13 protein-coding genes are annotated in these 11,346 nt (G+C 62.9%); 5 read left to right on the top strand and 8 right to left on the bottom strand.

The annotated features are described in order from the left end of the window. Positions 1 to 64 precede the first annotated feature (64 nt). Entirely contained in the window at positions 65 to 340 is a 276-nt protein-coding gene (locus NKI37_RS26090) for a hypothetical protein (RefSeq protein ID WP_155923788.1), read from the top strand. Here NKI37_RS26090 and NKI37_RS26085 read toward each other — a convergent pair. Next, on the bottom strand, positions 337 to 1,707 hold the full coding sequence (locus tag NKI37_RS26085) for a hypothetical protein (protein ID WP_023828798.1): 1,371 nt from the start codon (positions 1,705 to 1,707) through the stop codon (positions 337 to 339). The two genes, NKI37_RS26090 and NKI37_RS26085, sit on opposite strands and share 4 nt — an antisense overlap. 308 nt (positions 1,708 to 2,015) lie before the next feature. Here NKI37_RS26085 and NKI37_RS26080 point away from each other — a divergent pair, with 308 nt between their 5' ends. Both NKI37_RS26080 and NKI37_RS26075 read left to right on the top strand, forming a co-directional pair. Continuing rightward, on the top strand, positions 2,016 to 3,290 hold the full coding sequence (locus NKI37_RS26080; protein ID WP_023828799.1) for a DUF763 domain-containing protein: 1,275 nt from the start codon (positions 2,016 to 2,018) through the stop codon (positions 3,288 to 3,290). A gap of 138 nt (positions 3,291 to 3,428) precedes the next feature. After that, complete coding sequence (locus NKI37_RS26075) at positions 3,429 to 4,205, top strand: COG3904 family protein (RefSeq protein WP_352788703.1); 777 nt, start codon at positions 3,429 to 3,431, stop codon at positions 4,203 to 4,205. A gap of 57 nt (positions 4,206 to 4,262) precedes the next feature. Here the strand turns inward: NKI37_RS26075 and NKI37_RS26070 are convergent, their stop codons facing one another. Further along, on the bottom strand, positions 4,263 to 5,147 hold the full coding sequence (locus NKI37_RS26070) for an NmrA family NAD(P)-binding protein (protein ID WP_352668572.1): 885 nt from the start codon (positions 5,145 to 5,147) through the stop codon (positions 4,263 to 4,265). Positions 5,148 to 5,351: 204 nt separating this feature from the next. Here NKI37_RS26070 and NKI37_RS26065 point away from each other — a divergent pair, with 204 nt between their 5' ends. After that, the gene (locus tag NKI37_RS26065; protein WP_023693854.1) at positions 5,352 to 5,660 is read left to right on the top strand and encodes a hypothetical protein; all 309 of its coding nucleotides are present in this window, start codon (positions 5,352 to 5,354) and stop codon (positions 5,658 to 5,660) included. A gap of 67 nt (positions 5,661 to 5,727) precedes the next feature. Here NKI37_RS26065 and NKI37_RS26060 read toward each other — a convergent pair whose 3' ends face one another. The 3 genes from NKI37_RS26060 to NKI37_RS26050 form a co-directional block, all read right to left on the bottom strand. After that, positions 5,728 to 6,327, bottom strand: a complete 600-nt coding sequence (locus tag NKI37_RS26060; protein WP_352788705.1) for a DUF6456 domain-containing protein — start codon at positions 6,325 to 6,327, stop codon at positions 5,728 to 5,730. Between the two features lie 328 nt (positions 6,328 to 6,655). Further along, a complete protein-coding gene (locus tag NKI37_RS26055) occupies positions 6,656 to 7,348 on the bottom strand; it encodes a GcrA cell cycle regulator (RefSeq protein ID WP_023814871.1) in 693 nt (230 codons plus the stop codon). An 86-nt stretch (positions 7,349 to 7,434) separates the two neighbouring features. Further along, on the bottom strand, positions 7,435 to 7,809 hold the full coding sequence (locus tag NKI37_RS26050; RefSeq protein WP_023693857.1) for a hypothetical protein: 375 nt from the start codon (positions 7,807 to 7,809) through the stop codon (positions 7,435 to 7,437). A gap of 80 nt (positions 7,810 to 7,889) precedes the next feature. Here NKI37_RS26050 and NKI37_RS26045 point away from each other — a divergent pair, with 80 nt between their 5' ends. Further along, positions 7,890 to 8,552 carry a LexA family transcriptional regulator gene (locus tag NKI37_RS26045; protein ID WP_023727016.1) on the top strand — a complete coding sequence of 221 codons (663 nt, stop codon included), beginning with the start codon at positions 7,890 to 7,892 and terminating at the stop codon, positions 8,550 to 8,552. Between the two features lie 172 nt (positions 8,553 to 8,724). On the opposite strand, the gene NKI37_RS26040 is transcribed toward NKI37_RS26045, so the two are convergent. The 3 genes from NKI37_RS26040 to NKI37_RS26030 are packed head-to-tail and all read right to left on the bottom strand — an operon-like array spanning position 8,725 to position 11,344. Further along, positions 8,725 to 9,732, bottom strand: a complete 1,008-nt coding sequence (locus NKI37_RS26040) for an ABC transporter substrate-binding protein (RefSeq protein WP_023814873.1) — start codon at positions 9,730 to 9,732, stop codon at positions 8,725 to 8,727. After that, entirely contained in the window at positions 9,729 to 10,511 is a 783-nt protein-coding gene (locus NKI37_RS26035; protein ID WP_352788709.1) for an ABC transporter ATP-binding protein, read from the bottom strand. The genes NKI37_RS26040 and NKI37_RS26035 overlap by 4 nt, the downstream gene beginning before the upstream one ends. Continuing rightward, complete coding sequence (locus NKI37_RS26030; RefSeq protein ID WP_352510935.1) at positions 10,508 to 11,344, bottom strand: ABC transporter permease; 837 nt, start codon at positions 11,342 to 11,344, stop codon at positions 10,508 to 10,510. The genes NKI37_RS26035 and NKI37_RS26030 overlap by 4 nt, the downstream gene beginning before the upstream one ends. Between the last annotated feature and the right edge of the window lie 2 nt (positions 11,345 to 11,346).

Here is an 11,346-nt window from a genome sequence, read left to right as displayed (position 1 = left end):
TCACTGCCAGCATTGACAAATGGACGCAGGGACGCTAGATCAAAACGAGAACGGAGTTCCATCGATGCACCTGCACCATGATGAGATCACTACGTCTCGATCAACTTCGACCGGTGGCTGGCGAGTTGCCGTAGATCGTGCTTGGCGCTCAGAGTCGATGCGCCGGCGCTTCGAAAAAGAGAGCGGCCTATCTCCCGTTGACGAGACCTTAGAAGCACAGGTGAACTCGGGTGAGGTCGACGTCTACTACAAGCAATTTGTTGTTTGGGCGACTCGTACGCTTGATCTGAACGATCAATTGCCAGCCTTCATGCAGCGGGTGATCTCGGCGCAGCCCTAGGCTCGTTCAATTGCTGCCACATGTGCGTCAGCGAGCAGCGCCACTCCGTCCAATAGCTTCGATTTGTTGTTGACGCTCAGTGCCTCAATGAGCGTACGGATTTTTTCATTCCGTCGCTCATGCACCTTGGTAAGTGCACCTCTCGCATCATTCATGGCTGCGATCGCGCTGACCAAGTTTGCGGCACCACCCATCAAACCAACGCCTGAGACGACGTTACCTAAGAGGGGAACGGTGCCTGCGCCGTCAAGTGCAAGGTCTGTTGCGGCGCGGTAGAATTCGGATTTGGCCTCAGCCGCTTCCTTCGTCCAATATTTAGGTAGTTCTGCGAGGACCGCAGTCCGAAACGTTTTCGCCAAATCCGAGACGGTTGTGCCAATAGCCTCTGGATCAATCGACTCGAGAGCCTCTCGCTTGTCTATCTTCGACGCGGTATTCAAATAGGTCTCAATGACTTCGTCGTATTTTTGCTGAAAGCCCTGGTCACGAAGAGCCCCGCTGAGAAGGTGAGCGTGTTTGAAAGAGAGCGCATCGATGATCTGAGACGGAATTGCGGCGGATTGGATGGTGTCTAAAGCTGTGGCTAGGAAAAGCTTAAGAAAGATCGCCTCCTCAGTCAGTTCCGCCTGTTGCTGTCCCGCTTGAAGAACGTCCTCCATTTTGAAGTCGGAGAGTGGGTTAAGGTCAGTTCCGGTTTCGCAGCGAACTACGCTGGTACCAACCATGTGGTAGCAGGCTGTTGCGAAGCGCATGATGGGGTCGCCGGCACCGTTTTGCAATTTGGATGTATAGTCCCGCAGACTGCTGCTGGTCCCGAACTCTAAGTCTTGAATCGTTGACGCGATGGCATCTCTCTCATCATGGTTGAGACCATGGTCACGGTCGAGTTGCCGAGAGATAGTGGATGTGTCGCTGCGAAGCCCCGCCACGACCATGTCGCAGTAGCGCTGCCCCACATCAGCAAGTTCCCAAGGCAAAACTTGACGAGCAGCTGCATTCACCCGTGCGATATGCTCCTCAACCTGGGTTCGTCCGATACCAATCTTGGTAAAACGTTCCATGTCTTCGATATAATCGGCGAGGTCATTTTTATCCCTTCGAAAGGCTGGCACGATGGCCTCACCATCAAGCAGGTCGGGATGCTTATCGAAGAGCCGAATCGCCAAGGGCGAAACAAGATGGCCGCAGTTCAACGTCACAAGTCCCTTTGCGATGATCTTGATCTTAAGCGCACGCGCGGTAACGAGGACACTCCCCGATTCGTTGTTCGCGTCGTACAAAGACGGAGCCAAGTCCGTGGAATAAACTCGAGGACCGCGAAGATCCTCTACCTTGATTACCTTCCGCCGATCGAAGAAATTCGCCACGATTGCCCCCCTCGCTTGCTCGACGCAATTTGTTCAACGGTGAAGTCGATAGAATGATTATCAACTTTCATCGTCGTTGATGAATATCGTAAATAACACCACATCGAGGATATGCGAAGGGCGTGTCTAGGAGTCTTTCGATCTAGGGCTTCCCAACCCGAGTTTTTTCGGCGAGCTGCTTCAATTCTCACCTCCGCCTATGCCCAGCCGGACTATAGGCGCTGCGGCACCCCGCTTGCAAATCTCCCCCCAAATGCCATCTACATGACAGGCGCACCGCCGGTGCGCCTTAGCCACGGAGCTTTCCCTTGACGCAGCGAAGCGGCAGTGCGGACTTGCCGCTGCATGGCGGGCGGGTTCCGAAATGGCTGGGCGATCGCATGACGCGGCTGGGCGCTGTGTTGTGCGAGGCGATCATCCATCACTATGGCCGCGACGAGCTGTTGCGGCGGCTGGCGCATCCGTTCTGGTTCCAGTCCTTCGGCGCCGTCATGGGCATGGACTGGCACTCCTCAGGCATCACCACCTCGGTCGTCGGCGCGCTGAAGCGCGGGCTGAACCCGATGTCGCGGGAGCTCGGCATCCATGTCTGCGGCGGGCGCGGCGCGCATTCGCGCAAGACGCCGCAGGAGCTGACCGCGATCGGCGAGCGCGTCGGCATCGATGGTGCGGCGCTTGCCACCGCCAGCCGCCTGGTCGCCAAGGTGGACAGTGCGGCCGTGCAGGACGGTTTCGACCTCTATCTGCACGGCTTCATCGTCACCGACGACAGCCGCTGGGTGGTGGTGCAGCAAGGCATGAACGGCGACAGCCGCCAGGCGCGGCGCTATCACTGGCTGTCGGAAGGGCTGACAAGCTTCGTCGACCAGCCGCATGCGGCGATCGAGGGCGAGCGGCAGGGCGAGATCGTCAACCTCACCGACCATCGCGCCGAGCCGTCGCGGACCGGACAGCTCGATTTGTTGAAGACCATGAGCCCGGAGCGGATCCTTGACGAGCTTGCCCTGCTGGAGCCGCCGCCGAAAGCGGAGCCTGCGAAGCCCCCGGCGCAGCCGATGCTGCCCAATCTGGTGATGCCGGCACATCATGACGTGCGCGAGAGCGACATCGTCATGCACCGGCTGCACGGCAACATTTCCGCGGCAATAGAAAGCGGGCCGGCCGATTTTCCCGAACTGCTGCTGGTGCCCGGCGTCGGCGCGCGCACAGTGAGGGCGCTGGCCATGGTGGCGGAAGTGGTGCATGGCGCGCCTTGCCGCTTCTCCGATCCGGCGCGCTTTTCGCTTGCCCATGGCGGCAAGGACCGGCACCCCTTCCCGGTGCCGCTGAAAGTCTATGACGAGACGATCGCGGTGCTGAAATCGGCCGTCGGCAAGGCCAAGCTCGGCCGCGAGGAAGAGCTCGGCGCGCTGAAGCGGCTGGATGGCGAGTCGCGTCGGCTGGAGCGCTACGTCACCGGGCCGAGCCTGAAGGAAATCGTCGCCGGCGAGTTCGATCAGTCGCATCTGCTGGGAGGGCGCAGTGTGTTCGGGTGGGAGGGGGCGGCGGAAAGCGACGACGGTTCAGACAGGGGCCGCCAGTAGCGGCCTGTCCATCATGCAGAGATAGTGCGCGGCCCATAGAAACACGTGCTCGGCTTGTTTTGATAATGCTTGCAAAGACCCATTTCTCAAGTGATGCTCTGCCAGGGGAGGCTCGGCATGAAGACATTCGGATGGACGTTGGTTTTCGTGCTGCTGGCGATTGGCGGCGCGATCGCCCAAACGACGCCTGAGCCTGCCATACTGGCATATACACCGCCGATGCACTTCGTCGTTGTACGCAACAGCACGCCAGGATGCGAGCCGACATGCCCGGAATGGATTTCGGCGGAAGGTCACATCGTGGCCGGCACGCCAGCTTTGCTGAAGGCTTTGCTGAAAAAACTCGGCCCCCGCAAATTGCCTTTGGCGTTGAATTCCCCGGGCGGCGAGACCGATGCGGCGATGGCGCTTGGCCATATGATCCGCGCCAGCGGGCTCGACACGATGGTTGGCAAGACGGAGTTCTCCGAATGCGCGCCAGACACAAAAGCCTGCGGGCCGGGCGACCTCCGCTTCGGCGTCGCCAACCCCGTCGGCGCAGTCTGTTCGTCAGCTTGTACGATGGTTCTTGCGGGCGGCGTACGGCGCCTGGCAGACAGCCGCGCCTTTGTCGGCATTCACCGGATCATGCTGCCGACCGCCAAGAAAATCCACGGCAAGAAGACCATCGTCCTCGTTCCGATACCCAAATGGTATGAACGCAAGGTCGACAGCTATTTCACCGAGATGAAAGCAGGTTCGTGGATCGTATCGGCCATGCAAAAAATACCCGAGGACAGCATACGATACCTCGTGACATACGAACTTTTGGACCTGAATCTGATAACCGAAACCGGTCACGGCGACACGCGCACCTCCATCGATATCTGCAAGACCACGCCGCCGGCGGGCAACTGCCGAACGGTCAGGCAATAGGAATAGCGGGCCACGTAGGTCGTCGAAGCGCCTGTTTCTCAACAGCAACCCTTCACTTTACGCGGCACCCTTCAACAGGTCTTCCGGCCGCCCCTCGACGAGCGCAGCAATATAGCTTTCCAGGCTGGTCGTGCCGCGCTCCGGGTTTTCCGGCTCCGCCGGCTTGTCCAGCGTGGCCCCGGTCATGCGGGTGTAGGACTCGGCCGCCGCTTTGGAGAAGCCGAGTTTTTCGTAGGTTTCTGTCCAGCGCTCGCGCGGCACCGTGACCACGCGCACGTTTTTGCGCAACGCCGCACTGAAGGCTGCGGCGACATCGGCGGCTGAGTAGCGCCGAGGGCCCTCGATATAGTGCGTGCCGGTCTTGTCCGTCGGCTCCAGCAGACGTCTCGCCGCGGCCTCGCCGAGATCCTGCGGCGCCACCATCGGCAGCTCGAAATCCGCCGGGAAGAAGGAGGTGATGACGCCGTCGCGCCGCGCCGTCTCCAGGGCCTGATCCCAGTTGCTCATGTAATAGGCGGCGCGGTTGATGCTTGCCGGAATGGCCTGGGCCTTCAGCTTCTGCTCGAGGCCGTAAAGGACGGTGAGATCGCCGACACCCTCGCCGGCCTGCGCGCCGTAGGTCGATTCCGCCACCAGCTTTTCAAGGCCGGAGCCCTCCAGCGCCGCCGCAATGGCGCCAACCGTCTTGCGCTCCTCGGCGTCGGTGTCGGTCGATGGATCGGCCGGCGGGTTGAGCAGAAACGCCCGCTTGCCGCGCCGCAAGACTTCACGCAGCGCCTCGACATCGAGCACATCGGCAACCGCGGCCTCCGCGCCCTGTTCAACCAACCATGCGGCCTTCGCCTCGTCGCGCGTCACCACCGTGACATCCTCGCCCTGCCGCAACAGCGCCATTGCCGCCGCCGAGCCGACATGGCCGGTACCTCCAAGAATGACATGCATGGTCTCGTCCTTCCCTTGCTGATTTCATGCCGGATTAATGGCTGGGGCGGCGACGGGTTCAAAAATCGGGGGACGATGCTGACAGGAGGTGACGCCGGCTTTCCTCGCAATGCACGGCGCAGGGGTCGTTCGCATCTTGCAAAATTATGGAACGAGGTCGTGCCCAGCGAGTTATATTAGCGCAACCTTGAATAGGAGGCAGCTATGAGAAAGCTCCTGCTTGCTTCGGCTATCGCTATCACTGCGGCGGCGGCGATGATCGCTCCGGCGAATGCCGGCGGGCGCGTCGTGATCGGCATCGGCAATGGCTACTATGACGATGACTACAATGACAGCTATGGCGACTATTACGATCGCTACGCTCCTCGCCCCTACTACCAGTATGATGCCTACGATAACGGCTTCAGGTACCACAGGTATCACAGGCACCATCGCCATTGCCGTATAGAGTTGGTCAAGCATTGGCGCCATCATCACAGGATCGTCGAGGAAATTCGCGTTTGCGAACGGTGATCCGATAGGGTGAAACCGGTTCGGCCGGCATCTGCCGGCCGGCCGCTTCACCACGCGGCTGCCGGCCTTATCGCTGCTTCCGCATCAGCATCATCCCGTAACCCACGGCCAAAAGGTCGAGCCCGACCTTCAACAGCTTCACCACCACATCTCGTCCCTCGCCGGTGCGTTCGGCGAGCGCCTTCACCGACTGGCCTTCGAGGCAGATTTTGCGAACCACCTCCGCCACTTCCCAGTGGGCCATGGCGGCGATGGCATGGGTGTGGGCGCGGCCGGCGTTGAGCACGCGGTCGGGGATGCCGCCATTGATGCGGCCGCCGTCAATGCGCTCTTCCCACGGCATCGGCCGCAGCCCGTCACGCGAGGCGCGCTCGAAATCGTCGCGAAACCGCTGGGCGGCCTCACGCTGCTGGCGGGTCAGCGAGGTGATGCCGACCAGCGGATCGACATTGCGCACCCGCACGATGCCGCCGGTCGCGGTGTAGCCGTCATTGGAGACCTCGTAGACGCGCCGCGCCTCTTCGGTGCCGACGCTCAACCGCTTGCGGCCGAAGCGATCGTCCTTCAGCGCGAAATCATGGCCGATCTCGCGGCGGATGCGCACCTGCTCGGCTTCGCCCGCAGGTAATTTCGGCGGTTTGGCTTTCTGCGCGGTTTTTTTGCTCATCGGGGGATCCTTGTGGGATTGGGTTGTTGAGCCGGAAGGTTGGCGTTCCTTCGCGCCCCCCTCTGCCCTGCCGGGCATCTCCCCCACTTGGGGGGAGATCGGATGTCGCGTCGGCTTTCGCCAATCACCACCGCCGTTGGAAGGCAGTGCGGGCGAGCTGCCAATCTCCCCCCGCGTGGGGGTTGAGGAGTGGTCCGCGAAGCGGACGGAAAGCCAATTGCTTGGCTTCCCGAGCGACGAACGTCCGGCAGGACAGAGGGGGGCGCTGTCCCGCCGGCTTTCGATCATTGGTGGGGTCGTCCGGAGGCGAGGAACGGAGCCCAGCCGCTCACACCACCTCGACCACAGGCCGGTGGAAACGCGTCTGATGATATTCGCAGTAGCTTTTCAGCGCCCTTGTGCGCAGGCCGCAGCACAGCATCTCGAGCCCCGGCCGACTGCCGGGAGCATCGTTGTCGGGGTCTTCCTCCAGCGTCAGGTCGAGCGGCGCGCGGCAGCGGTCGAACAGGCAGTCGATGAAGCGCATGGCGGCGACATGCGGCTGACGCCCGAGCGAGGCAGGGCGCGGCGCCGGCACATTGAAGCGGTAGATTTCGCCGTCCACCACCAGCCGTCCTTCGCCCGGGATCGAGGGCGCCGGACGGGCTGGCAACAGAGGCCTGGCCGATGGCTGACGGCTCGGTTTGGCGGCCGGTTTGACCGGCGCGGCCTGCTTCGAAACTCCTACTTCCCTTACGAGCTTGCTTGGCTGCGCCGGCGGATTCCTCTTGGCGGTATTCTCGTTTGCCGCAGTCTTCCCCGTCGCATTCTTCCTCGGTCGGCCGCCGGACCTGCCGCCTCTGGGGTTGGCGAAGCCGATGGTCTTCAACGCGCTGTTGCGGTGGACGATGCCGATGATGGCATTGCGCGAGACCGGACTGCCGCGCAGCGCCGTGAAGCGGACGGCGATCCCTGTGGCCGACAGGCCATCCCTCAGCCAGACGGCGATCTCCTGCAATTCGGTGTCGGTATAGGCAGTCATGTCGGTATCCATTGATTGCGCGCGCAAAGGCCGAGCGCCGGCCCCGAGGGCCCACGGGAAAAAATCAGAGCGGATGGTCGGTGCGGTCAGCCGATACTGGCGGCCGGCAGCGAGCCGGCGAGATGCCGCAAGGCGGCTTCGGCGGCCGCTTTGGTGAGGGCGGAAACCGCCCTGCCCGTCAGCCGGTCGAACAGGATGACGGTGCCATCTTCCGTGCGGATGCAGGAAATACCCTGCCCGCCGGAGACAGCCCTTGGCGCACCGGCGGCGCCATGGGCTGAAGAGGTGGCCGGAGCCGGGAGAGGAGCGGCTCCGGCCGTTCCGGTCGATCGGGGGGACGACGGTTCGACCGGATCCGGGGCAAGAGCCCCGGTTTGCGTCCGGACCGGGGAGGAGGACAGCCCGGACGATGGGAGAAAGCTGACGATGTCTGCGGAAACGCTTGCGGTTTGTTCGATCATGCGCTAAGCGTACGATATGTACGAAACGTACGCAAGCGAAATCGTACATATTGGACGATAAATTTCAGGCAATTTGTACGATGCAGGAACCGAGGCACAGATTGCAGCAGGCGCGGGCGGAGGCGGGCTATGCCTCGCCGAGCGACGCTGCGCGGGCATTGCGCGACATCAACAAGAACACGCTGATTAGTCACGAGAACGGTAACCGGCCGCTGTCGCGCAAGGCGGCGGAGAAATACGGCCGCCTGTTCGGCGTCGATCCCGGCTGGCTCTTGTTCAACGGTGACGGCGGCAGCCTTGCGGGGGGCCATTTCGGCTTTGACGAGTCGGGCCGGCAGATCCCGATGCCGTCGCTGGCCACCGTCGATGTGCCCATCGTCTCGTGGATCAGCGCCGGCGAACTCGGCAGCCAGGATACGGTGGTCAATCTCAGCGACTATCCGACCATCCCCACCACCGATCTGGAGCAGGGCCAATGGATTGCGCTGCGCGTCGACGGCCCGTCGATGAACAAGATCTCGCCACCGGATTCGATCATCTTCGTCAACCTCAGGGACAAGCGGCTGGTGACCAATGGCTGCTACGTCATTTCGGACGAAAGCGGCCAGGCCACCTACAAGCGCTACCGCCCCAACGAGAACCCGCCCTTCCAGCCGGCCTCCTACATGGACATCCCGCCGCCGGCGCTGGAAGGCGCCATCACCATCATCGGCCGGGTGAAGCGCTCGATGATCGACATGTGAGGGAGAAGGCGGTGAGGCGCAATCTCCCGCCTAGAGGGGGAGATGGCCGGCAGGCCAGAGGGGGTCGCCGCGCGTAAGGCGCTGACGTCCTCTGTCCGCGATAGGAAGTCGCGTCAGGACGTACCGACCCCCTCTGTCGCCTTCGGCGACATCTCCCCCTCGAGGGGGGAGATTACGCGCCCAAAAACTCGTTCGTGAAATACCCCCCGAAATCCGGCTTCTCCTTCAGAACCTTGCCATCGCCATCGAGCAATATGCCGGCGTTGAAGAGATAGGTTCCCATCGCCTCGATCTTGGCCCTGTCGATGGTGCCGATGACGCCGTCCTGGCTGCGCAAGAAATGCCCGTCGACGAGCATCTTCAGCGAAGCGTGGACCAGCGCCGGGTCGGTCAGCGCGTCCTTGTTGGACGCGATCAGCAGATCGCCGGCTTCCTGCGGGTGATCGCAGGCAAATTGGTAGCCGCGCCGCGTTGCCTCGACGAAGGCCGATGCGGCCTTCGGGTTTGCCTGGAGATATGCATTGCTGGAGGCGATCAAGGTGGTGTGCTCGTCGGGCACGCCGTAATCGGCGTAGCGGAAGCTGCGCTGCCTGACGCCTTTCAGCTCGGCAGCGACGCCTTCCCAGGTCGAGACCTCCAGCGTGAAGTCGACCGAGCCGTTGGCCAGCGCCTCATAGGCCGAGGTGCCGAGCGTCACGGTCTCGAAAACGCCCTTGCCACCATCGTGGCGGATGATGGTCGAGATCAGCGTGTTTTCCCAGGCGCTGCCGAAACCGCCATAGGTCAGGCCGTCAAGGTTTTTCGGGCCTTTGATCTCACTACGGTCCGCGTTGAAGACCAGCCGTCCGGTCTCCTGCTGGACCACGGCGTAGACCGCTTTGAGGTCGGCGCCGGCGGCCCGCTGGGTGAACAGGCCGACGCCGGCAATGCCGAAATCGGCGATGTGGTTGGCGACCAGCGTGCCGGCGCCGGTATCGCCATAGGGCAGGATCTCAACATCGAGCCCAGCCTCGTGGTAGAACCCTTTGTCGCGGGCAACGAACAGGCCGACATGGTTGGTGTTGACCGTCCAGTCGAGCGCGACGGTGATTTTTTGCGCAGCCGCATGAGCGCGCGAGGCAAGCGGCAGTCCGGCAGCCAGCGTCAGCAGCAAAGCCTGCCGGCGTGTGAATTCGGTCATGAAAAACTCCTTTGAGCGGTCTGCGGGAACGAGGGCCGGTCAGTCCCGGGATTGAGCAGCGTGTCGAGGATGTCGGCTTCGAGCGCGGCGGCCTGGCGCGCGGCATCGCTGCCGGTGGTGCGCGGGCGCGGCAGCGGCACGGCAATCTCGCCGATGATGCGGGCCGGCCGCGCCGACATCAGATAGATTCGATCGGAGAGGTAGACGGCTTCGCGCACGTCATGGGTGATCAGCAGCGCGGTCCAGCGGTGGCGCTGCCACATGCCTTCCAGCCAGCGCTGCATACCCGCGCGGGTCAGTGCATCCAGCGCGCCAAAGGGCTCGTCGAGCAGCAGCATGTCGCGCTGCTGCACCACGGTGCGCAAAAGCGCCTCGCGCTGGCGCATGCCGCCGGAAAGTTTCGCCGGCCAGGCGCGCTCAAAGCCGGCAAGGCCGAACTCGGCAAACAGCGGCGCGACCTGCTCGCGTGCCGCCTTGCGGCCAAGACCCTGAACTTCCAGCCCCAGCGTCACATTGTCGATGACGCGTCGCCACGGCATCAGCGCGTCGCGCTGCGGCATGAAGGCGAAGGGGCTGCCCTGCAATGGCGCGCCGTCGAAGCGCATGTCGCCCTCGCCCTTCAGAGCGCCGGTCAGCAACTGGAACAGCGTCGACTTGCCCGCGCCGGAAGGGCCGAGGATGGAGACGAACTCGCCGGCCGCGACGTGCAGCGAAATGCCGTCGAGCACCTCAAGCGCGCCGAAGCTTTTGCTGATGTCGCGGAGTTCAAGCCGTGTCATTGGCTGCTGTCTCCCGAAGATCTGACGTCGCGGCTTTCGCTCCCTGCATTCTCCCAAGGCATGGCGAAGCGCTGGACGAGCACCGCAATGGCGAACAAGACAAGCGTGAGCGCGGCGCTGACGGCGACCGCGGCGAGCACCAGATCGGGCCGAAAGTTGTTCTTGGCATTGAGCATGTAGATGCCCAGCCCCTTCGCCGCCCCCGCATATTCGGCGAAGATCGCGCCGACGACGGCGTAGGTGATGGAGATGCGCAGCCCGGCGAAGAAATAGGGCAGCGCCGAAGGCAGGCGCGCCTGCCAGAAGATACGCCAGCGCCCTGCCCCCATGGCGGCGAGCATCTGCGAAATCTCCTTGCTGGTCGCAGCAAAACCTTCGACCAGCGCGACCATCATCGGGAAGAAGGTGACGAGCGCCACAAGCAGGATTTTTGGCATCAGCCCAAAGCCGAACCACAGCACGATGAGCGGCGCGATCGCGACCAGCGGCAAGGTCTGGCTGACGATCAGCAGCGGAAACAGCGCGCGGCGCAGCGGGGCCAAGAAATCGACCAGCGCCGAAAGCACGAAGGCAGCGACCAACGAGCAGGCGAAGCCGGCTGATGTGGCGCGGATGGTAGGCAGCGTGTTGTCGGCCAGGGCGGCGCGATGCTCCCAGGCCTGCTGCAGCACGCGCGACGGCGCCGGCAGCACGGTGGGGGCGACACCGCCGTAGCGGGCGTAGAGCTCCCAGGCCGCGAGGAGCAGGGCGGAGGCGCAGGCGGCGGGGATGGTCTTGGCGATGGCTGCGGCTAATCTCCCCCCTCGAGGGGGAGATGTCGCCGAAGGCGACAGAG

The sequence above is a fragment of the Mesorhizobium sp. M0626 genome (assembly GCF_040320665.1).
In the GTDB taxonomy this organism is placed as follows: domain Bacteria; phylum Pseudomonadota; class Alphaproteobacteria; order Rhizobiales; family Rhizobiaceae; genus Mesorhizobium.
This window is presented reverse-complemented; position numbering and strand designations above follow the sequence as displayed.